The organism is Allotamlana fucoidanivorans (assembly GCF_045788535.1).
Lineage (GTDB): Bacteria > Bacteroidota > Bacteroidia > Flavobacteriales > Flavobacteriaceae > Allotamlana > Allotamlana fucoidanivorans.
This window is the reverse complement of sequence record NZ_CP074074.1, coordinates 576,467-598,869: the sequence shown is the minus strand read 5'-3', so window position 1 is coordinate 598,869 and position 22,403 is coordinate 576,467. Positions and strand designations below refer to the sequence as shown.

Genomic DNA, 22,403 nt, shown 5'->3' with positions numbered 1-22,403 from the left:
TTACTACCAGATATAATTCTTTTTTTTAGCTTGATTTTTTATCGCTTGAATCATAACATGTTCAAGACCGTTGTTGGTTTCTTTTTGTTGCTTTAAAACGTAATCGTTTCGCTTTTTATTTAGTTTTTGAATTTCTTGTTGAATAGATTCGCGTTCTTGTCGTTTTGCATCAATATAAGATTTAATGTCTGCTTTTGATTTTCCTTTTAGTTCATCAGGTAAGGCATCATCAGAAATAGATTCAATAACCACTTCGTCTAAGGCTTCAGCGTCTACTAAATCCCACGATTCATTTTTATACAAATGAGAACTTTTACTTATGGCACGTTTTACGGCATTGGTTTTACTATATTTATTCGCATTTCGGTCTTGTGCTTCCTGCATACTTTTTTTATAACGACCTTTTGTTCCGTAGCTCACATAGGTTTGGTTGAGTTTTTTGTTTAAAATTAAAATAGCATCATCATAAGGAGAAGTAATGTATACTGTGGCTTTGTTAGAGTTTATGGCGGCGTAATTACCATGAGTTAAATCGGCACCGTCTTTCCAAAGTGATGAGATTCCTTGGTTATAATTACCGCAAAATATGGTGTTAATAGTAATGTGTTTTTCTTTTGCTTGCAAAGCAACATTTTTATAGCTGATTTTACCTTGGTTGAAAGGCTCATTGCCTGCAATAAAAATAAGTTTTAAATCGTCTGGGTTTTTGCCCCAATCCAGTTGTTTTATGGAGGTTTGAATCACTTGTCCGCAGTATTCTTCACCTCCATTTGTGGTAAGTGAAAAAAGCGCTTCAGATATATCATCTAAATCATTACCAAAAGGAAGCACCTGTTTAATATAGCCTTCTTTTGAACTCAAATTATCATTGCCGTATTCATATAAAGCGATTTGTAAATTTGGTTTTGTAGTGCCGCATTTAGCATATGAAAGCGTGTTGACAATATCCCATAGTTGTGATTTGGCCTGATTAATTAATCCATCCATGCTATTGCTTGTATCCAAAAGAAGAGCTACCTTAATAAAATGAGTTTCATTAGGCTCAGTGTTTTGAATCGTAAAAGAAGCCTTTGATTTGGCTTGCATGTGCGGAGCATAAAGCCCAAAGCAAAATAATAAGAATACAGAATACGTTTTCATAAGGTTTAGGTTTTTTGATTAATAGTTTAAAGCTACCACGAACAATATTTTTTTAAAAGTAGGAATGCGTATATTATGCTTATCAATGCGTGAAGCTTATCTAAGAATGATTAACCGCTATATTTTTAGAGTAAAAACAGTAGTATTTCACTTTTAAGTATTTTAATAAACCAATGAAAGTGCGTATGTTTATCTATGATATTTTAAGTCAATGCCGCGAGTAATAAAACATATAGTAAGTGTTCTTTTTCTTTGCCATGCTTTGTTGGTAGAGGGGCAGGTGGGCAATAGGTTATCTAGACAAGATGAAAGATTTGAAGTACACGGATCTGTTATTGAAAGCGATTCAAGAGCTCCTATTCCAAATGTAAATATTGAAGTGAGTGAAGGCGGATATACCACCACCGATAGTTTTGGTGAATTTAGAATAAAAGTTAAAATAGGGGATGAGCTCATTATAAGACATATTGATTTTGAAACCGTTTATTATACAATACGAAATAATGACAGGATACGTGTTGAAGTTGAACCAGACACCGATAAGTCAAGTAAAAGTCCTCAATTAAAAGAAGTATCATATACTGATGAAACACCCTTTAAATCTTTAATAGATTCAGCGCAAGTCTATTTGAAAAAGGATGCTAAAAAGAGTATTCAGTTTGTTGGAGATGCTTTAACCGAAAGTAAATCGGTAAAAGAGAATAGTGAGGTGTATGAAGTTTTAGGTGATATTCATTTCTACTGGAAACAATATGATTTGGCAGCGTCAAATTATCGCATAAGTTTACAAAGTCAAGAATCAAATGTGGTAAAACTTAAGTTAGCCAGGGCATACAGGCAGAATAAAAACTATCAGGAAAGTTTAACCATCTATCATAATATTGCTAAAAGGAATCTTTCTCCTGGGCAGCATATAGAACTCTATGAAGGTATAGGAGACATCAACGTGCAGATTAAAAAGTTTAAAGAAGCGCTAAATGCCTATAATTTGGGATTAAATAAAGCAAAGAAACATTTAGTAAAACCTAAGATTACCGATTTAAACTCAAAAATAGCGCAAGTGTACAAAGAGGAAGGTAAGGTTGAACAAGCTGAGGCTTATTTTGAAAAATCAATGCAATTGGCTAACACCGAAAATAAAAAGCGCGCTGTTCAAGAGAAAGCCAAAGTAGCTGAGTTTAGAAATGAAACCAATAATTTTTCAGGTGAAATAGAACTTAGAAAAGAAGTTTTAAATGAGCTCGATGATATAGAAGAAGATGCAGTTTTAGATAACGAAAGTAGTCTTACTTCTCAAAAACAGAATTATAAAATAGGAAAGGCGTACGCCTCTCAAAGTGATTTTAATAATGCTATTCCTTATTTGGAAAAAAGTATAGAGGAGGCTGATAAAAAATCGGATTTAATTGTTCAAAAAGACGCTACCAGAAAATTATCTGAAGTGTACCGAGATGCCGGGCAATTTGATAAAGCGTTGGCCGCCTATCAAGATTATGTTGAACTGGTAGATAAACTGTATATAAAGCGAGAACAAGAAATATCGCAAGCTAGTCGCTTAAGTAAAGATATCATCAATAAGCAAAACAGAATTTTAAGTTTAGAGAGTGATCGTGAACTGTCGCAAAGTAAATATCAATTATCGGTTGAGCAAACAAAACGTCAAAAGCTCGTTATTTATTCATTAATAGGAGGTGTTGTATTGCTGTTGGTTGCTGGTGTTTTTATGTTTAAATACATTAAACAACAACGTTTGGCTAATAATTTATTGGCTTTAAAAAGCTTACGAAGCCAGATGAATCCGCATTTTATTTTTAATGCGCTTAATTCTGTAAATAGTTTTATTGCAATGAATGATGAACGTACTGCCAATAAATATTTAACCGATTTTTCCTTACTCATGCGTGCTGTTCTTGAGAATAGCGAGCAAGATTTTATTCCATTAGAAAATGAACTTGAATTGCTTAAATTATACGTTCAATTAGAGCATTTTAGATTTAAAGATAAGTTTGATTATCAAATACATGTTGATGACAGTATAGCTATAAATGATTTTGTTATTCCGCCTATGTTGTTGCAACCTTATATAGAGAATGCTGTGTGGCATGGGTTGCGTTACAAAAAACAAAAAGGGATTTTAAAGATAGCCATAGCGCAAAAGACTACAGATGAAATTCAGATTACAATTTCTGATGACGGTATAGGGAGAGCAAAGTCAAAATCTTTAAAATCAGAACATCAGAAAAAACAGAATTCAAGGGGCATGGGAAATATAAAAAAACGCGTGTCTATTTTAAATAATATGTATAAAGATAAGGTACGTGTTTTAATTACAGATTTATCAACTCATGAAGATGTAGGCACAAAAGTAGAGGTAACGTTAAAGAAGAATTAAATGGATTTGAAAGCTATAATTGTAGAAGATGAGCAAACCAGCAGAGCTATTTTAAAGAATTATTTGAAAAAATATTGTCCTAATGTTTGTGTTTTAGGTGAAGCAGAAAATGTGGATGAGGCACTCGTTTTAATTAGAAACAAGGATGTAGATCTTGTGTTTCTTGATGTTGAAATGCCTTATGGAAATGCGTTTGATTTACTAGAAAAAGTAGGAGATGTTGATTTTGAAACTATATTTGTTACAGCGTACAATAATTACGCCATTGAAGCCTTAAACGCCCATGCATCTTACTATTTAATGAAGCCTATTTCCATTGATGAACTTATAAAAGCGGTTGATTATGTAGCCGAAATCAGGAAAAAAGAAGCCGCATTGCATCATCAAGTGTTAGTTTCAAAAATTAAGAAGAGAGTGTCTGGTAAAATTACCATTCCTCAATTAGATGGATTTGAAATTCTTAATACTTCTGAAATTTTATATTGTAAAGCGGATGATAATTACACAGAGATTTATCTTGTAAATGGTAAAAAGAAGCTAGTAAGTAAAACGCTAAAATATTTTGAAGATGCCTTAAAAGGTGTAGGGTTTGCACGTGTGCATAAATCGTATATGGTAAATGTAAGTGAGGTAGTAAAATATGTGAAGGGTAAAGGTGGGCACGTATTGTTAAGCAGTGGAAAAGAAATTATGGTTTCAGCATCAAAAAAATCTGAATTGTTATCTTATTTTAAATAAAAAATAAAATTATGCCAGTAATAAAATCTGTAAAGGGGAAAATACCAAAAATACCGAGCAATTGTTATGTTGCTGAAAATGCTACCATTGTAGGAGATGTTGTTATGGGAAACCAATGTAGTATATGGTTTAATGCGGTTTTACGCGGTGATGTACACTTTATAAAAATGGGGGATAAGGTCAATGTTCAAGACGGTGCCGTTATTCACTGTACGTATAAAACATCGCCAACCACCATTGGAAATCACGTGTCCATTGGGCATAATGCCTTGGTTCATGGCTGTACTATTCACGATAATGTACTTATTGGTATGGGTAGTATAGTAATGGATGATTGTGTTGTGGAGTCTAATAGTATTATTGCCGCAGGCGCGGTTTTAACCAAAGGCACTAAAGTAGAATCAGGTAGTATATATGCAGGAGTTCCTGCAAAAAAGATTAAAGATATTAGTAAAGATTTAATTTCAGGAGAAATTAATCGTATAGCCGATAATTATATTTTATACTCCAGTTGGTTTAAGGAAGAATAGAGGTAATATTAAGAATATATAGTATTGTATATCTTGTTTAAAAACCTTAAAAAAAAATTACGATTATTAATTACTTTGTTTTTGTGAAGCTTAACATAAAATTTATTTCCTGAAGCATCCAAAAAGCGGTAGGCAACATAACAGATACCGTCTTTATGCTCGTTTAAAATGTTTATGCAATCAAGTCCTAACTCCTTTTTAGGGTCTTTAAAGGTTTTTGAAAGGTGAGCTGATATGGTATCGATTATGGTTTTCTGGTGGTCTTCAAAAAAGTGAATGGCGTTTAACTGCTCGTCTTCCATATCATGCAAAAAACTAACCGCTATGCTATTTGCATACAAATTGGTGTAACCGTTAGTCTCTTGAGCAGGAATTACAGCTGTAAAATCTTCATTAAGCAGTCTAAAACCTTTTAGGGCTTCAATTAGTATATAGCAGTCATAGTCGCGTGTTTGCATATGTATTTCTGTCGATTTTATCTAATTACTCGGTATAAAATTATGATTCTGTAAATATGAAGAAACATATATATTATTTTGAAAGTAAAATCTTAATTTATCCCAATATTAATTAATTTATATGATTTTTTTTAATTTGTAACAATAATCAACAATACGATAAAAATTAACTGATATACAATTTCTAATAACACATAATAATTTATTTACCACAACTATTAAAAAGTAATATTAATGCAATCTTTTTTACCCAAACTAAGCAAACACTATTTTGCTATTCTTTTTCTCTCTTTATCATCTTCAATCTCTTTCACTCAGTTTATTGAGAATGTAGGCGATTGTCTAAATGTTGGTTTATCTGCCAACCAGGGGACTTATAGTTACAGAGCAACTGTAAAAGCAAGAGCTAATAATCCAGGAAAAAACGAGGTTGAAATACAAGTTTCCATAGTTACTTATGAGATTACTGATTTTCTTTTTAATGGAGAGCATTCGACTACTCTTCAACTTCGCTCAGGGCAGGCCTTCGAATCCACTCAGAGTTGCTAGCGACAGTGCTTAACCAAAAATTAACTTAAATCAAAATACATGAAAGCTAAACTACTATTTTTCAGTTTTTTTATCCTAACATCATTTTTGTGCATTGCTCAATCTGAGACACCAACAGTTGTTCCCGCTGAAAGTGGAATGACCGAAGAAGAAAGGAGGGCTCATAATGCTAGACTAAAAATGCAAAGTGAAGAAGTAAAACGTGAAGTAGAAGCTTACAAAATTGCTGAGAAAGAAAAAACAGCTAAATATTGGGAAGAAATCGAAAGAAGAACCAAAGAAGCCGAAGATGCTGAAACCAAAATCTACTTAACCAATATGGATGAATTAGAACTTTCCAACTTCGAAGTGCAAATGGCCATGCATGAAGCTTTGAAAAAAACAAATTTCTATTCGTATAGATATTCGGGGATTTCGGAAGCGGATTCTTATAACATGGTTCAACAGGACGTCCAGATGGAAACCTCTTCGAAACAATTAGAAAATTCACTTAATGCCCTTGGAAAATCTATTTTAGATGGTATTGAAAGAAAAAGACTAGAAAAAGAGGCTAAAGAACGTGAACAAAGCAATGCCAGGCGCAGCTATAAAGAAAACTTTTCTCAGAAAATGAAAGAAATTGATAAACAGAACGATATTTTTAACACGGCATTTTCTAAAAATCTAGACATTAACTTTCCTGTAAGCAGCAATGTAGTCGCTCTAAAAAAAAGGATTCTAGCTGTATCAGCTGGTTATCAAGACATATATTACACCTCTACTTTAAGATATGATTATATGATAGTTCATCAAACCATTCAGCGGGCCTATTTTAAAGGGAATACATTAATTCTAGAAGTAAATCAAGAGATTGTAAAAACCTCGCTTGATCATGATGAAATCTCTCCTATTAAACATACGGTAAGCTCAATAATGACCTTAGATTTTGACACCAATATCGAGTCAATAAAAAGAAAAATTTTCTGGAAAAACAGCACAACCATTGCCTCTGGTAATTATTTGCCTTCATACAAATTTAGAAACGAGACTAAAAAAGTAAAAGCTGCAAATAGGCGTTATACGCTGCCCCATAAACTTACTTTTAGCTTGGGTATGTATAATGGTTTTCAATCGAAATTAGTAAGTGCTATATGGTCTTTAAAGCAGGAATTTAGCCGATTAGCTATGGAAGATGCCTCGGCCTCCTTCAAAAACAACAATGATGCATACACACAAAGGATAAACAACATAAAAGAAAACATTACATATTTATCTAACAATGCCGTTGCTGTTTATTACTATAAGAAATTACCTCAAAAAGGACAATCGCCTAATCAATATGATGAAATTAATGTTCTCATTTTATTTTCTGACAATAGATATATCAGACTTTCTCTCGCTGACGAGGATGACACCAAGTTATTTACCTCCAATAAAATTTTTAATAATAACTGGGTAAATCCACCAACTTTGAGTCAAAAGGTAAGCGTAAAAATTGGAGGGGTTAAGCAAAAATTTGTTGAAAGTACAGACAAAAATTACTTAATTGGTGGTAGTACAGGCAAGGACCTATTATTGACAGGCTCCCACAATAGGACTTTCAACCAGCGTGTTTATGAATTATTAGAGTTCGGCACTCCTATAAAAGAGTTGGCTGGTAACTCAAAGATAAAAGAAGAAATTTATGAAACGATTACTAACCCAAGAATTGAGGTAGGGAAATATGAAATTGTATTCAACGAACAAGATATAAACAATGCTCTAGTTACTAATAAATTACAAGCCCATCCCATAAATGCACAACCATCAGATAGAATTGGAGAACCCGATTTTCAAATTAAGTTAAGAGACCTGAAAACCGGGTATTTTATACCCTCTACTTTGGTGACATACAATTATAAAGACCGTGTAAAAGTGGCCTACGAAACCCCAACCTTGAAATATAAATACAAGGCCTTACATTACACCCCGGTCAGTGAATCCAAGGAGTATACCGTTCATTTGGTAAGATCAAAGCTGCCTTCCTACAGGCTTATTAAATTTAATGACCTGGAAAGCTTCTATGAGGTTTCAAACAATTTACATGAACACGGTATTTCTCCTAATAATTTATTGAATGTCTATAATAGTATGACACATAGTGGTAATAATGCGGGTAAAGTATTTACAGGACTTGCCAATGAAGAACAACTTACTTCCTATGTAAAACAGTGGTTAGAGTCTATCAATAATTCTTATTATGCCACCGAACGACCAGGAATACTAGACGATGTTTCTAAAAAATATGATGACGGAAGTTTATATGTAGGTACCGTTAATAGGTATTTACAAAAACACGGTCAAGGAAAAAAGACTTATGCCGATGGAGATGTTTATGAAGGAGAATGGCAAGAAAACTATAAAAGTGGCTTTGGAATATATACCTGGCCTGATGGTAAGGTTTATACAGGCGAATGGAAAGATGATAAAAGAAACGGACATGGAAGTTTTACCTGGCTTAGTGGACAAATTTATTCAGGTGAATGGAAAGATGGTAAATATAATGGACAAGGTAAAATGTCCTATGCTAATGGAGATGTCTATGAAGGTGAATGGAAGAATGGCCTAAGAGAAGGTCAGGGGCAATTTACCAGATTGGACGGGTTCAATTATGATGGGGAGTGGCAGGCTGACAAACAACATGGGAAGGGGATGTTAGAGGAAAAAGGTATTATTTCGGAAAGTTCATGGGATCATGGTAAAATGATAACACAGAACCAGATCTATGAAATTGCTAGATTTAATGGTGATCTGACTTTCGTCGATTGGGTATTGGAAGAGCTTAATAAACTCGAATTACATGTCGAAAAAGGTTATGAAGAAGCACTTTTCATTTTCAAAATAAACAAGGAAGGAAAGCTTGTTATTGACAAAGCCCAAACCTTTTGTCATGACTGTGATGTAAACATTATTGAAGGAGAGATAACCGTAAGCTTACATAATTCATTGGAGACTTTATTAAGTTTATCCCCTGCTTGGATCCCTGCAAAATTGCATGGGGTAGCATATGAGGAAATTCATTTTATTGATGCTGTGATCAAAGGTGATAAAATAACGATTCAACACGATCTTAAAAAACCTTAATTAACCAAATGAGGCAAGAAGACTAGGGGGTAGAAGGCAAAGTTTATGTTCAATTTAGAGTAATGGAAGATGGAAGCATCACTTCTATTAAAGTCATTAAAGAAATTGGTGCGGGTTGTGACGAAGATGTTATCCGTCTTTTAAAATTATGTTCTAAATGGATACCAGCAACTCCACATCCAATTGCCAAAATCAATAGGGCAATTGAACAATCTCAAAGAACTGCTTTTAGGAGAAAATAAATTAGAACGATTGCCCACAAGTTTTTCCAAACTAAACAATTTGGAAATTCTTAACCTGTTTTCAAACAAGCTTTCAGAACTTCCCAGAGGTTTTGACAGCCTAAAGAACCTTAAGGAACTGTAATTTGGGAATCAGCCAGTTTGCTTATTTACCTAAGGATATTGTGGATTTGGAGCATCTTGAAATTTTATCGGTGCTAGAAAACACCTTGAAAGAATTCCCTAAGGACTTAGGAGAATTAGCCTCATTAAAAAAAGCAAGTTTTATTAAAAATGAGTTGGAAACATTACCACAATCCATCGCCAAGTTAACTAAGGTTGAAGAATTCTTTTTTTTATAAATAAATATCAATCAACCTAAATGACTGGTTGAATGGCTTAATAATTATTTTATATAATTAGACTTCTAGTCATTAAAAAAAAGTGTATTGTAATTTAGGTTTTAAGTACTTATTAGTAAGGGGCTCGGTATGTTTAAATACGATATGAGGAAACTTTTAAAAGTTCCTCATATCATGCTCATTAAAAAAATAGTCTGCTATGGTGAGTTGCAGATTGGCTATATACGCATTGTTTGCGTTGAGGTTTAAAAGAACTAAAGCATATCCTAATTTAGATAACTTGCAGTCTTTCATTAAACCATCGTTGTGTTGTGAGTAAAATGGTTTAAAGTGTTGGTCAACATCAAGGCTTAATCTGCGCATAACCATTAGAGCCTTTTTAATGCCTTGCGTAATGTCGCTAACAAGCAGACCTTTTTCTAAAAGATCACTAGCCAAATAAGGCATGTTATTTGAGTACAAAGCATCTAAAAAGCTATGGATACTTGGTTGGGTGTAAGACTTATTGTATAAAATAATGTTCATGCTATTATTCATTTAAATGTGGTTGAATAATGTTTGTGAGCTGAGCTTTGCTGTGAACACCAGAAGCTCTCCAAAGCAATTTCCCTTTTTTGTATAATGCTAAAGTAGGAACACCTCGAACCTGATATTGCTGGGCTATATTTTGGTTTTTATCAATATCAATTTTAATGACCCTAAGGGCACTATTCATGTCTTTAGCCAAATCATTAATAATTGGTGTTTGTGCTTTGCATGGCCCACACCAAGTGGCATAAAAATCTACTAATACAGGGGTGTCACTATTTACTATGTTACTAAAATTTCCTTTCATGTTTATAAATTTAAACGGCATTTTTATGCCTTATGTTTTTTAATTTTTTAAATAATTCTGTTTCTTCTTGATTTAAATTCTTGGGTAATTCCACCTTAATTTTTACCAATAAATCACCGTGTTTTTGAGTATTGTAAATAGGCATACCCTTTTCCTTTAGTCGTAAAAGTTTTCCAGATTCTGTTCCTGCCGGAATATTTATATTCAATGCTTTGTTAAGGGTTTGTACTCTTACTTTACCACCAAGAATGGCTGTATAAAGATCTACTGAAACTTCAGTTTCCAGATTGTTTTCCAGCCTTTTAAACTTAGGGTGATGCTCTTGTTTTAAGGTAATATACAAGTCGCCTCTATGTTTTTTAGAAAAATCAAGGTGACCCTTACCTTTTATTTTTAGTACCTGGCCATCATAAGCGCCAGGTTTTATACTAATGCGCATTTTTTCATTATCTAATTGAAAGGTGCGCTTGCTGCCAAAATAAGCTTCATCCAGTGTTATAGGTAACTCGGCTTGAATATCTAGAACTTTGGTATTGTGATGAGGTTGATTGGTGAAAGCGTTTGATTCACCGCCAAAAAACATATCAAAGAAGCTTGAAAATTCACTGCCTTTATTTTGTTCACCAAAAAAATCAGAAGCATTACCATAGTAGTACTGCCCTTGTTTGTTTTGGTTTTGTGTATATTTTTTCCAGTCTTCTCCCGCATGCTCATAGGCTTGCCAGTTTTCGCCTAAAGTATCGTATTTCTCTCTTTTATCAGGATTGCTTAAAACTTCATTGGCCTCATTTATTTCTTTGAATTTGGCTTCAGCAGCTACGTCATCCGGATTTTTATCAGGATGGTATTTAGCGGCAAGCTTCCTGTATGCTTTTTTTATGTCTTTTTCAGAAGCATTTTTATCTACTCCTAAAATGGTATAATAATCTTTATATGTCATGATGTTTATGGCTCTATTTTACATAATGATTAGCAAAAAAAATACCAAAGAGAATTGAGCTTTGATTGTGTTATTAGTTAAAGGGATAAGAGCTTTATTTTGCCAATTTTCGATTAAAAAATGACGTTTAGGCAGCAGTTAAATGATGTTTAGTGCCAAAATGACATTATTTTTGTAGTATATTACTTGGTTTTTTGAAGTTTGTGATGCCATTTTGCTTTGGCACTTGGTTTGTTCTATTATAGACGAGGTTGAGTGATAGTAATTCAATCCTTTAGTATGAAAATATGTTTAATTAAAAAATTATAGAAGTTATGAGTACACTAATGCATGTTCCAAAAAATGGACACGGAGCCCAAAAGAAATCGAGTTTTCCAACTTGGACTAACTGGATTGATGATTTATTCGATACAGAGCATGTGCCAACAGTTTTTTCTAGCAATTACAATTCTGGTATGTCTATGCCTAAAGTGAACATTAAAGAAACAAAAGATGATTATTTTGTTGAAATGGCGGTTCCCGGAATGAAAAAGTCAGATTTTGTTATAGACTTAGATAATGATATTTTATCGGTATCTGCAGAGCATAAGGAAGAATCTGAAACCAAGGAAGAGAATTACACTAGAAAAGAATTTGGTTATTCTTCGTTCAAAAGAACATTTTCGTTACCTGAATCCATTAACGAAAGTAAAATTAATGCCACATATAATGATGGTATTTTGATGATTCAGTTACCTAAGCGCGAAGAAGCTAAACAAAAACCAATAAGAAGTATTAAAATTTCTTAATAAAATTTTTGTTTTGATGTGGAAAGAAGAGGCTGTTTGGCCTCTTTTTTTTTAAATAAAAAAATGTAGTTTTAAGGAAGGGTTTTTACAGTAGAGTCAATAGTTAATAGCGACTTTAAAATCGCTGGGTTGCCATTGGTGTAAAAAGAAATCTTTGCTGAGGCACTGTTTTTATTCAACAAATTATGTTGTTCCAAAATGGCTTTGGTTTGTCTGGCTACGGCTTCACCAGAATCAATTATTTTAACATGTTTAGGTAATAGCTCAGCAAGTAATGGGATTAAATAAGGGTAATGTGTGCAACCTAACACTAAATAATCAATGTTGGTATCAAGCATGGGCTTTAAATATGTTTTGAGTAGGGTCTTCATGGCGTCAGAATACAGCTCACCGTTCTCTATAAGCTCTACTATACCATTGCCAATTTGTTCAATCACTTTGATGTTGTAAGCAAATAAACTAGAGGTTTTTGAAAACAAAGCGCTAGTCAGGGTGCCTTTGGTAGCTAGAATACCAATGGCTTTGGTTTTGGTTTGAAGAGCTGCAGGTTTTATGGCAGGTTCAATTCCTATAAAAGGTATTTTATAATGACTTCTTAAAAAGTCTATGGCATTTGTGGTAGCCGTGTTGCAAGCAACAACAATAAGTTTGCAGTTTTGTTTTAGTAAAAACTCTGTGTTTTTAACACTAAGGTCAATAATAGCTTGTTTGCCTTTTGGGCCATATGGCGCATTCTTACTATCGGCTAAGTAAATGGTATTTTCATGAGGGAGTAAGGCATGTATTTCTTTCCAGATGGAAGTACCGCCAATGCCGGAATCAAAAATGCCGATAGGTTGTTTACTCATGTTAAAACAAAAATAAAAAAGCTGCCTAGAAAAGACAGCTTTTATAAGTTTTTTTAAATCTATATTATTTAGATGCCTAACTTTTTCTTTACATCAGCTAAAATATCGTCACCATTAGCAACAATTAACGTAGCACGATCTAATACATACTGGTAGCCTTTTTCTTGAGCAACGTCATTGATTGCTTTCATAGCTTTTTCTTGAATAGGCTTAAAAAGTTCAGCTTCCTTTTCTGCTAAATCTTTTTGTGCGTCTTGACGAAACTGAGCAATACGTTGTTGCTTTTCTTGAAGTTCAACCATGCGTTTTTGGTTTTCTTCAGCTGTTTTAGTTTCAGCTTCAGCGTCATATTGTTTAACTGTATTTTGATATTCAGTAATTGAAGCTTGAATATCTGTTTGATACGTTTTACCTAAGGTTTCAATCTCTGTTTGTGCGGCTTTAGCTTCAGGCATAGCAGCTATTAATTCCTGCGTGTTTATATGAGCAACCTTACTTTGTGCTTGTGAAAAACTAACAGTTATTATACATAATGCAGTTGCTAAAAGGAGAGTTCTAAATTGTTTCATTTTCTTTAATCGTATTAAGTGTGTTATAAATTTATTATTTGTTTTTTATTAAATACTATCTTGTTTTTTTTGGCGCTCTTCAAGAATTTTTTGCTTACGTTCTTCAAGTGCCTTTTTTCTTTCTTCTCTTTGTTTTAGTTTTTTCTGTCTGTTCTCTTCAATAAGTTCAGCTCTGGTTTTTTTTACATGCTCAGGTTTAACCTCATTTGATTTTAATGCCGTTTCTGCCTTTTCAGAACTTTTTGAATCATCCGTTTTTTGAGTTGTTTGATTTCTGGTATCTAATTTGGCTTGCTTTGCTTTTTCTCTTTCCTCTAGCGTTTTTTTGCGCTTTTCTTCTGCGGCCTTCACTTTGGCTTCACGCGCAGCTAGTTTTTCTTGTCTGGCTTTTTCAATAGCACTTTCTCTAGCCGCTTTCTTTTCCTCTAATGCTTTTTCACGAGCTTCTAATTCTTCGTTAATTTCAGGAATGAGTTCTTCATCTTTAGCCGCTTTTCGTTCTGCTTTTGTTTGGGCTTGCTTACGTTTTGATGAGCGGTTTATGGTTCTTAATATCTGCTCACTTAAATCATATTGTTTTGCCGAAAAGAGCATGGTGGCATCAGAGGATTTGTCAAATATAAAATCATATTGTCTGCCTTTAGCTAAATCTTGAACAGCGGCAAATATTTGATCTTGTATAGGTTGCATCAATTGTTTTTTCTGAATAAATAAATCACCATTTGGGCCGAAACGTTTTTGTTGATAATCTAAAATTTCTTTTTCAGTAAACTCAATGTCTTCTTTCCGTTCTGCAAATAGCTCACTGGTTAGAAGGGCTTTTTCATTGTTTAGCGCTGTGCGCTGTTGTTCAACTTCTGCTAATTTTAGTTGGATCTCATTTTTCCACTTTTGAGCTTTACTATTTAATTGAGCTGTGGCTTCTTGATATTCAGGAACATTCTCTAAAATATATTCAGTGTCTATGTAGGCAATTCTAACGCCGCGTTGGGCAAAAGATGAAAGGCTTAGCATAAAAACTAATGTCAGTAAAAAAAGAACGTTTTTTTGCATTTGTTTGATGTTTTAATTATTAGGTTTCAATAAATTCTAAAATGCAAATAGATTTTAAATATGCTTTTTAAGAATTTAATCTTCAAAATTAACGAAATATAACCTTAAAAATTTTAATTCACTAGCAAATCATTAATGTGTTAATAGAAAATATCGTGCCAAAATAATTTATCGTTTTAAAACTGCTGTCCAATAATAAAGTGTGTTTCCCATCCATGAGGTCCAGTTTCGCCAGGTAAAGAATCAAATCCATGACCAAAATCAATACCTAATAGACCAAAAGCAGGCATGAAAATTCTAACGCCTACACCGGCAGATCTATATAAATTAAACGGATTATAATCTCTAAAATTATCAAAGGAGGCACCTGCTTCTAAGAAAGATAAGGCGTATATTTTTGCCGACGCTTTCAAAGTAATAGGGTAGCGCAATTCTAAAGAAAACTTATTATAAATACTTCCGCCATCTTCGCTTGACAACGATTGATTAGGGTAACCACGAAGCTGAATAGCTTCTCTACCATCTAAACTATAATTTCCTAAACCATCACCTCCTAAAAAGAAGCGTTCAAACGGGATAACACCTCTTGCATTATTGTAAGCTCCTAAATATCCTAACTCAACACTAGGTCTTAATACAAGATCTTTGGCTAGTTGTGTATACCAATCTCCTTTAAATTTTATTTTATAAAATTCTAGCCATTTAAAACGTTCCTGATCAATTTCGGCCACTCTTGCTTGGGCAGCTTGTCTTTCAGACTCAGGCTTTGTTGGGTCTCTTCTAATCACATCGTTTTCTTCTCTTTCATTAGCCAAGGCTTCGTAATCTACACCGTTAAATAAAGACCATGGAGGTGAAAATTTAGCAGTAATTGCAAAATTAGAACCACCCGTAGGGTAAATAGGGTCTACGCTAGTGTTATTTCTGCTTAAACCTATGGTGTAAGATAAATTGTTTGAATAACCATCACCAAAAGTAAATAAGCCCGTGTTATAGTTGTTTAAATCATAACGTTGAAAACCAATAGACTGCGATAAAGTAAAGAAATCATCAGGTACGGTTAAGCGCTTAGCAAGCCCGAATGTAATCCCTGTAATATTAAAGCTTCGGCTTTTATCAGCTTTTCTAGAAACAAAGTCATATAAAAACTGCTTGGTGTGCGACAGTGATGCAGAAAACTGTACAGGGCGTTTACCGCCTAACCAAGGTTCTGAAAACGAGAAACTATAGGTTTGATAAAATCTACTGGCTTGGAGGCGTAATGCTAATTTTTGACCATCGCCCATTGGGATAGGTTTGTAAGCATCTTTTTTAAAGATATCTTTAATAGAAAAGTTATTGAAAGATAGCCCTAAAGTACCAATGAAACCTCCACCACCATAGCCGCCTTGTAGTTCAATTTGGCTCGATCCTGTTTCTTTAACCGAGTATTCCATGTCTATAGTGCCTTCAACAGGATTCGGATTAATAAAATTAGGAGCTATTTCTTGGGCATCAAAGAAACCGAGTTGACCAAGTTCTCGTACCGTTCTTACCACATTGGCTTTACTGTAAAGCTGCCCGGGTCTGGTGCGTAACTCTCTGTAAATAACATGATCATTTGTCTTATCATTTCCAACAACGGTTACAGTATTAAAATAGGCGGGTTTACCTTCAGAAATTCTAATCTCTAAATCAATAACATTATTGTCTGCACTAACTTCAACGGGGTTAATGCTTGAGAACAAATACCCGTTATTTTGATACAGGTTAGTAATGTCTAAGGCATCAGGTTTTGAATTGTCTGCAATACGCTCCTGTAGCAGAATACCATTGTAGGTATCACCCTTATTAATTCTTAAAAGACGCTTTAAGTATTGGTCACTATAAACGGTGTTTCCTATGAATTTAATATCTCCAAAGGTATAGAGTTCCCCTTCATTAACATCAATTTGTAATGAAATGGTTTTGTCTGTATTGTATATAATACTATCTGAAAGTATTCTAGCATCCCGATACCCATTTTCTTTGTAGGTGTCTATAATATGTCCTAAATCTGCTTGATAAGCCGAATCAATATATTTTGATCGCTTAAATACTCTAAGGCGATTTATTTTCTTTGTACTTTTCATACTTTTTCTAAGCTTTTTATCGCTTAGAATATTATTGCCTGAAAAAGCAATGTCTTTTATTTTTACTTTTTCTCCTTTATCAATATTAAGTACCATATTTACTCTTGCGGTTTCAACAGAGTCTTGCACATCAATAGTGTTAATATGAACCTTCGTGTTTAAAAAACCTTCCTTTTGATACTTTTTAGTTAAGAAGTTTTTGGTTGTAGTAATAAGGTTTTCAGTGACTTTTACCCCTTTGTTTAATTTGTTGTCTTTTATTATAGCGTCTTGTTTGCCTTTTTTTACACCATTGATTTTTAAGTCATTCAATTGAGGTAAATCAGATAGCTTAATTTGCAGGTAAGCAGAATTGTCTTCAATTTTAGTGACATACACTTCAATATCATTAAAAAGTTTAGAATTCCACAGTTTTTTTATGGCGTCACTTATTTTTTCACCAGGTATGGTTATTTCAGACCCTTTTCTTAATCCAGAATAGGTTATGATGGTTTGTTCGCTAAAAGAGGTGTTGCCAGAAACCGTTATTTCTGCAATGGTATACTTTCCGTTAAATTCTTGAGCTTGAATATTAAAGTAATTTATAAAAAGGATAAAAGCTATAAAGTACTTTAACAGTGCGGTTTTATGTAAGATATTAACTAAGTTGTTCACTTGTTTTCCCAAATCGTCGTTCTCGTTTTTGATATTCAATAATAGCTTCATACAAATGCTGTTTGGTGAAATCTGGCCATAATACATTTGTAAAATATAATTCGGCATACGCAATTTGCCATAACAAAAAATTACTTATACGTTGCTCACCGCTTGTTCTAATAAGCAAATCTACGTCTGGTAAATTTTGCGTGTAAAGATGCTCATTTATAATTGATTCATCAATAGTTTCGGGCGAAATTATATTATTTTTAACTTTAATGCTAATTTCTTTTACTGCGTTTGTTATTTCTTCTCTTGAACCATAGCTTAAGGCAAGTGTTAAGGTCATTCTTGTGTTGTTTTTTGTTTTTTCAATGACTTCAAAAAGTTCTTTATATACTTTTGAAGGCAGAGTGCTTAAACAACCTATAGCATTTAGTTTGATATTGTTGTCTTGTAGTGTTTTAATCTCTTTTTTAAGAGAAGACACTAAAAGTTTCATAAGGGTTTGTACTTCTAGTTTTGGTCTGTTCCAATTTTCTGTTGAAAACGCATAGAGGGTTAAGTTTTTTACACCTAACTCGGCACATGCTTCAACTGATTGCTTCACAGATTTAGTGCCATTCTCGTGTCCAACCGCTCGTATTAAACCTTTTTGTTTAGCCCAACGACCATTGCCGTCCATGATTATGGCTATGTGAACGGGTAGTAAATCTGTGCGTATGTTGGCTTTCAAATTCATATCATTTAACGCAGTAACAAGGATTTTCTCCAAAGGTGTAAGTTAGTGTAATTCCTGAGAAGACATACCAATCATTATTATTAATGTTTCCAAATCTATACTGTTGATTTTCAGGTTTTGATGGCAAGCTTCCGTCCATTTCATCGGTAAAGGTGTAACGTGCTCCAATTTCAATACCCAATACAAAGCTATTAATAACAGATACTTTAAACCCAGCAACCATTGGAATCCCAACTGTCCAGCTTGATGTGTTTTCAGAAACCTGAAGGCCATTGGGGAAGTAATAATTGTCAAATTTAGTTGCTGTAAGACCTGAATACAGGTATGGTGTATAGGCTGTTTCTCCACTATGAAGATCAAAATCCATAAAAGTAAACTCTAAACCTGCTGAAATTTCAAGTAAATTAGAGTTAAAGTAGTAATCTCTTTCTTGGCGTCTTGGGTCATCAGATTTTATATCTTCTGCAATTAAATCTGAATACAGTATTGAAGCTCGCCAAGAATGCCTTTCACTAGCATTCCATTTGTAAAGCACTCCTAAGGTTGGGGCGTTTGGGGCAATGTAATTGGTAGCACCCACATCCCCAATAAAATTACTCCCGCCAAGAAAAACACCAATTTCGTTGATTTGGGAATAGCTAAAGTATGTGCTTAATATGCTTAAAATCAATATGGTTAATCGCCTCATAAATAATCAAAAGTTTGCAAATATAATAAATAAGATTAGCTCGTGGTAATTTGAACTAATTAGTATGAGGTTAAAACAGTTTTTCCTTCAAAATATTGCTTTGATGCCACATCAAGTTAGATTTAATTACGTCTGTCTTCTCCCCAAAGTAGCTTTTTTCTGAGGGTAATAAGAAAGCTTTCATCTAAAAGGTCAATCATTTTAATTTTGAAATCAGCTTTTTTTATGGTGATTAACGTGTCATTGTTTAATGTAGCAATTCTGGAATCTAATGAAACTAAATGTTGTTCTTCACGGCCACTTACTCTAAGTTGTATTTCTGTGGAGTCTGGAATAATAAGCGGGCGTGCGCTTAAATTGTGCGGTGCAATGGGTGTTAAAACAAAGCTATCGGTTCCCGGAGTAATCACGGGACCGCCACAACTTAGAGAGTATCCTGTAGAGCCTGTTGGGGTGGACACTATAAGACCGTCGCTCCAATATGATGTTAAATATTCTCCATTTAAGTGTGTTTCAACAGTAATCATAGAGGTGGTGTTCTTTCTGCTCACTGCTACTTCATTTAATGCAAAATTTAGAGCCTTTATATCCTTATTATCTGATGAGGTTTCTACAGACAGTAAACTTCTTTCTGAGATGCGGTATTTACCATCAATAATGTTTTGTAAGGCGTTCTCAATAACATCAACCTGTATGGTTGCTAAAAAACCAAGTCTACCTGTATTGATTCCTATTATTGGAATTTCAATGTCTTTTACAAAAGTGATGGCTCTTAAAATGGTACCATCACCGCCAATACTTATTAAAAATTCAAAGGAGGTGTCAAGTGTTTTAAAGGTCTTATATCTGTTAAAATCTTTAATTAAAACAGATTCTTCTTTTATGAGATTAAAAAAGGTGCTTTCAATATAGACATCGATACCTTTTTTTAGGAGAAAATTAGAAAGCCTCTCTACAGAAGAAGAAGTTCTTTTGTTGTAAAATCGGCCAAAAACAGCAACTTTCATAGATTAAATGTTAAGGTATTTTCTTAGATAATTTGAGCGTTCTTTTAAGCTTTCTAAGTAGCCGTCTTCTTCATGACCAGAAACAATGTTATAGCTGTATCTTCTAAACGTTTGAATGACCTCATTAAGGCTGGTATTACCTACTTTAAGAGTAATTTGAACTAAGTCTGAATTCATTTTTGAAATAAAGGCGCCTAACAATTTACCATCATTTGATTCTACAATCTGGCTAAGTTCACTAAAAGAGTAATCATTTATGCCTTTTTCTATCACCAATATACCACCCGCTTCAGCAAAAAATGGTGCCTCGCCTAGTAAATGGATAATATCGTTTAATTCGTAATATCCTAAATACCTATTATTAATATCTAATATAGGCATGATGTTGGTTGAGTTTACGGCAAAAGCCTCAACAATATCAAGTAAAATAGTTGTGTCTCTAACAAAGAAGTTTTCAAAAGAATGTCTGTAATCATCTAAGGTTTTGTCCTTTTCACAACAATAAGCATCGGCTTCAGAAAAACAACCTAAATAATTTTTATGGTCATCTTGAATGGGCACATGAGAAAATGTTAATTGGTTAAACAGCAACTGTAAATCGCTAATTTTACTTTTGCTATTTAAAGGTTTAACATCGTTTATGATGAATTCTGAAAGTTTCATCTTTGATAGTTTTTTTAGTTAAAAACAAAGTTTTGTTGTTATAATTCCAGTGCTTTTTAGTAGGAATAGCATATAACAGATTCTGCAAATTAATTAAAAAAAAAGTATGTAAGGCTGTTCAACTTTGTATTTTTGTTTTTAAAATAGATTTATGACAAAGTTAAGTGTTAATATAAATAAAATAGCGACTTTAAGAAACTCAAGAGGTGGAGATGTGCCTAATGTGGTTCAGTTTGCGAAAGATGTGCAACGTTTTGGGGCAGAAGGTGTTACCATTCATCCAAGACCAGATGAAAGACACATTAGATATCAAGATGCCAGAGATTTAAAACCTGGAGTTTATACAGAATATAATATAGAAGGGAATCCTATTCCTTCTTTTATTGATTTAGTGCTTGAAGTGAAGCCTACTCAGGTAACTCTAGTGCCAGATGCCGAGGATGCTATAACAAGTAATGCAGGATGGGATACCATAAAACACAAAGACTTTTTGGTTGATGTTATTGCAGAATTTCAAAGTAATGGCATTAGAACCTCCATATTTGTTGACCCAGTTTTAAATCAAATTGAAGGTGCTAAGGCAACAGGAACAGATAGGATTGAACTATATACAGAAGGTTATGCGCACCAGTATAGTTTTGGAGATAAAGATGCTATTAAACCTTACGTAGAAAGCGCAAAATTGGCAAATGATTTTGGGTTGGGCGTTAATGCTGGGCATGATTTGTCTTTAGAAAATATTAAATATTTTAAGTCATGCATTCCAGGTCTGTTAGAAGTTTCTATTGGGCATGCTTTAATAGCAGAGAGTTTGTATATGGGGGTTGAAAATGTGATTCAAATGTATTTACACAAATTAAAATAATGCTGTTACATTCAAATATTTTAGGAGAAGGTAAACCATTTGTAATTTTGCATGGTTTTTTGGGGATGAGTGATAACTGGAAAACTTTAGGAAGTCAGTTTGCAGACCAAGGTTTTCAGGTGCATATAATTGATCAAAGAAACCATGGTAGAAGTTTTCATGATGAAGCTTTTAGTTATGAAGTGTTAGCCGAAGATTTAAAACGTTATTGTGAAGCACACCAATTGGAAGATGTTTTGCTTTTGGGACACTCTATGGGAGGGAAAGTAGCTATGTTGTTTGCCTCTGAATATCCAGAATTAGTATCAAAATTAATGGTAGCCGATATTTCACCCAGATTTTATCCTGTACATCATGATGCTATTTTAAACGGATTAAGTGCTTTGGATTTTAACACGATTAAAAGGCGAGGTGAGGCCGATAAAGCACTTTCAGATTATGTTTCCGATTTCGGAACACGACAATTTTTGTTAAAAAATTTGTATTGGGTTGAAAAAGGACAGTTGGGACTAAGAATAAATTTGAGTGTTTTAAGAGATGAGGTCGCTGAGATAGGAGAGCCTTTGCCGAGTTATGCCTTGTTTGAAAAGCCAACCCTGTTTCTGCGTGGTGATCGGTCTGAATATATAGGAGTTGATGATGCGTCTATTATTAAAAAGCACTTTCCAAATGCCAATATTGTAACGGTGTCAAATGCAGGGCATTGGCTACATGCCGAAAATCCTAAAGATTTTTTTGAAAGTGTAATGCAGTTTGTAGGCTGAAATAATTTTGTACATTTAAGAAAAATTAATGTATGAATATTTTAATCAAATTACTCATCACAGCTCTAGCTGTTTTTATCTTGGCTTATTTTCTGCCAGGAGTCACTTTAACAGGCGATAAATTTGTTACGGCCATTATAGTAGCGGTTATTTTGGGGGTATTAAATTTATTTGTAAAGCCAATTTTGGTCATATTTACCCTGCCTATTACTATTTTAACCTTGGGGCTGTTTTTACTTATTATCAATGCGCTTATAATAATGTTAGCTAGTAATTTAATTGACAACTTTTTGGTAAGTAGTATCTGGACTGCCATACTTTTTAGTATATTATTGTCTGTTTTAGAATCTATACTTCATTCGCTTTTAAAAGAAGATAAAAATTAGCTTATAATCAAGCAAT

25 protein-coding genes are annotated in these 22,403 nt (G+C 33.6%); 12 read left to right on the top strand and 13 right to left on the bottom strand.

Features of this window, described 5'->3' with window-relative positions:
* Positions 1–3 precede the first annotated feature (3 nt).
* Positions 4–1,140: a VWA domain-containing protein gene (locus KFZ70_RS02835; RefSeq protein ID WP_139698624.1), complete on the bottom strand. Its 1,137-nt coding sequence runs from the start codon at positions 1,138–1,140 to the stop codon at positions 4–6.
* A 211-nt stretch (positions 1,141–1,351) separates the two neighbouring features.
* On the opposite strand from KFZ70_RS02835, the gene KFZ70_RS02830 reads away from it, so the two are divergent.
* The 3 genes from KFZ70_RS02830 to KFZ70_RS02820 are packed head-to-tail and all read left to right on the top strand — an operon-like array spanning position 1,352 to position 4,800.
* Positions 1,352–3,532: a histidine kinase gene (locus KFZ70_RS02830; RefSeq protein WP_139698623.1), complete on the top strand. Its 2,181-nt coding sequence runs from the start codon at positions 1,352–1,354 to the stop codon at positions 3,530–3,532.
* Positions 3,533–4,270, top strand: a complete 738-nt coding sequence (locus KFZ70_RS02825) for a LytTR family DNA-binding domain-containing protein (protein ID WP_139698622.1) — start codon at positions 3,533–3,535, stop codon at positions 4,268–4,270. It abuts the gene before it with no gap.
* 11 nt (positions 4,271–4,281) lie between these two features.
* Positions 4,282–4,800, top strand: a complete 519-nt coding sequence (locus tag KFZ70_RS02820) for a gamma carbonic anhydrase family protein (RefSeq protein ID WP_139698621.1) — start codon at positions 4,282–4,284, stop codon at positions 4,798–4,800.
* An 8-nt stretch (positions 4,801–4,808) separates the two neighbouring features.
* Here KFZ70_RS02820 and KFZ70_RS02815 read toward each other — a convergent pair whose 3' ends face one another.
* Positions 4,809–5,258 carry a hypothetical protein gene (locus KFZ70_RS02815; protein WP_139698620.1) on the bottom strand — a complete coding sequence of 150 codons (450 nt, stop codon included), beginning with the start codon at positions 5,256–5,258 and terminating at the stop codon, positions 4,809–4,811.
* A gap of 234 nt (positions 5,259–5,492) precedes the next feature.
* Between KFZ70_RS02815 and KFZ70_RS02810 the strand changes: the two genes are divergently transcribed.
* The 5 genes from KFZ70_RS02810 (at position 5,493) to KFZ70_RS02790 (ending at position 9,492) form a co-directional block, all read left to right on the top strand.
* A complete protein-coding gene (locus KFZ70_RS02810) occupies positions 5,493–5,807 on the top strand; it encodes a hypothetical protein (RefSeq protein ID WP_139698619.1) in 315 nt (104 codons plus the stop codon).
* A gap of 39 nt (positions 5,808–5,846) precedes the next feature.
* Positions 5,847–8,909, top strand: coding sequence for an MORN repeat-containing protein (locus KFZ70_RS02805; protein WP_139698618.1), 3,063 nt, complete (start codon positions 5,847–5,849; stop codon positions 8,907–8,909).
* A gap of 62 nt (positions 8,910–8,971) precedes the next feature.
* Positions 8,972–9,151 carry a hypothetical protein gene (locus tag KFZ70_RS02800; protein ID WP_139698617.1) on the top strand — a complete coding sequence of 60 codons (180 nt, stop codon included), beginning with the start codon at positions 8,972–8,974 and terminating at the stop codon, positions 9,149–9,151.
* On the top strand, positions 9,093–9,275 hold the full coding sequence (locus tag KFZ70_RS02795) for a hypothetical protein (RefSeq protein WP_158293231.1): 183 nt from the start codon (positions 9,093–9,095) through the stop codon (positions 9,273–9,275). Before KFZ70_RS02800 ends, KFZ70_RS02795 begins: the two co-directional genes overlap by 59 nt.
* Before the next feature lies 1 nt (position 9,276).
* Positions 9,277–9,492 (top strand): hypothetical protein, encoded by a 216-nt coding sequence (locus KFZ70_RS02790; RefSeq protein WP_139698616.1) that lies wholly within the window; start codon positions 9,277–9,279, stop codon positions 9,490–9,492.
* A 156-nt stretch (positions 9,493–9,648) separates the two neighbouring features.
* On the opposite strand, the gene KFZ70_RS02785 is transcribed toward KFZ70_RS02790, so the two are convergent.
* The 3 genes from KFZ70_RS02785 to KFZ70_RS02775 are packed head-to-tail and all read right to left on the bottom strand — an operon-like array spanning position 9,649 to position 11,267.
* Positions 9,649–10,017, bottom strand: a complete 369-nt coding sequence (locus tag KFZ70_RS02785) for a hypothetical protein (RefSeq protein ID WP_139698615.1) — start codon at positions 10,015–10,017, stop codon at positions 9,649–9,651.
* A 4-nt stretch (positions 10,018–10,021) separates the two neighbouring features.
* Positions 10,022–10,327, bottom strand: coding sequence for a thioredoxin (gene trxA / locus KFZ70_RS02780; protein ID WP_139698614.1), 306 nt, complete (start codon positions 10,325–10,327; stop codon positions 10,022–10,024).
* Positions 10,328–10,337: 10 nt separating this feature from the next.
* Positions 10,338–11,267: a DnaJ C-terminal domain-containing protein gene (locus KFZ70_RS02775; protein WP_139698613.1), complete on the bottom strand. Its 930-nt coding sequence runs from the start codon at positions 11,265–11,267 to the stop codon at positions 10,338–10,340.
* 314 nt (positions 11,268–11,581) lie between these two features.
* Here KFZ70_RS02775 and KFZ70_RS02770 point away from each other — a divergent pair, with 314 nt between their 5' ends.
* Positions 11,582–12,055, top strand: a complete 474-nt coding sequence (locus tag KFZ70_RS02770; protein WP_139698612.1) for an Hsp20/alpha crystallin family protein — start codon at positions 11,582–11,584, stop codon at positions 12,053–12,055.
* A gap of 71 nt (positions 12,056–12,126) precedes the next feature.
* Here the strand turns inward: KFZ70_RS02770 and murI are convergent, their stop codons facing one another.
* From murI to KFZ70_RS02730, 8 genes are all read right to left on the bottom strand, one after another.
* A complete protein-coding gene (gene murI / locus KFZ70_RS02765) occupies positions 12,127–12,903 on the bottom strand; it encodes a glutamate racemase (protein WP_139698611.1) in 777 nt (258 codons plus the stop codon).
* 68 nt (positions 12,904–12,971) lie between these two features.
* Positions 12,972–13,472 carry an OmpH family outer membrane protein gene (locus KFZ70_RS02760; protein ID WP_139698610.1) on the bottom strand — a complete coding sequence of 167 codons (501 nt, stop codon included), beginning with the start codon at positions 13,470–13,472 and terminating at the stop codon, positions 12,972–12,974.
* Between the two features lie 48 nt (positions 13,473–13,520).
* Entirely contained in the window at positions 13,521–14,525 is a 1,005-nt protein-coding gene (locus tag KFZ70_RS02755; protein ID WP_139698609.1) for an OmpH family outer membrane protein, read from the bottom strand.
* Positions 14,526–14,701: 176 nt separating this feature from the next.
* Positions 14,702–17,341, bottom strand: coding sequence for an outer membrane protein assembly factor BamA (gene bamA / locus KFZ70_RS02750; protein WP_139698608.1), 2,640 nt, complete (start codon positions 17,339–17,341; stop codon positions 14,702–14,704).
* Positions 17,274–18,014, bottom strand: a complete 741-nt coding sequence (locus tag KFZ70_RS02745; RefSeq protein WP_139698607.1) for an isoprenyl transferase — start codon at positions 18,012–18,014, stop codon at positions 17,274–17,276. Before KFZ70_RS02745 ends, bamA begins: the two co-directional genes overlap by 68 nt.
* Position 18,015: 1 nt before the next feature.
* Entirely contained in the window at positions 18,016–18,702 is a 687-nt protein-coding gene (locus KFZ70_RS02740) for a DUF6089 family protein (RefSeq protein ID WP_139698606.1), read from the bottom strand.
* A gap of 122 nt (positions 18,703–18,824) precedes the next feature.
* Positions 18,825–19,709 (bottom strand): NAD kinase, encoded by an 885-nt coding sequence (locus KFZ70_RS02735; protein WP_139698605.1) that lies wholly within the window; start codon positions 19,707–19,709, stop codon positions 18,825–18,827.
* 3 nt (positions 19,710–19,712) lie between these two features.
* Entirely contained in the window at positions 19,713–20,372 is a 660-nt protein-coding gene (locus KFZ70_RS02730; protein ID WP_139698604.1) for a CBS domain-containing protein, read from the bottom strand.
* Between the two features lie 151 nt (positions 20,373–20,523).
* Here KFZ70_RS02730 and KFZ70_RS02725 point away from each other — a divergent pair, with 151 nt between their 5' ends.
* The 3 genes from KFZ70_RS02725 to KFZ70_RS02715 are packed head-to-tail and all read left to right on the top strand — an operon-like array spanning position 20,524 to position 22,387.
* Positions 20,524–21,237 (top strand): pyridoxine 5'-phosphate synthase, encoded by a 714-nt coding sequence (locus KFZ70_RS02725; RefSeq protein WP_139698603.1) that lies wholly within the window; start codon positions 20,524–20,526, stop codon positions 21,235–21,237.
* Positions 21,237–22,001 carry an alpha/beta fold hydrolase gene (locus tag KFZ70_RS02720; protein WP_139698602.1) on the top strand — a complete coding sequence of 255 codons (765 nt, stop codon included), beginning with the start codon at positions 21,237–21,239 and terminating at the stop codon, positions 21,999–22,001. Before KFZ70_RS02725 ends, KFZ70_RS02720 begins: the two co-directional genes overlap by 1 nt.
* A gap of 32 nt (positions 22,002–22,033) precedes the next feature.
* A complete protein-coding gene (locus KFZ70_RS02715) occupies positions 22,034–22,387 on the top strand; it encodes a phage holin family protein (protein WP_139698601.1) in 354 nt (117 codons plus the stop codon).
* Positions 22,388–22,403: the final 16 nt, after the last annotated feature.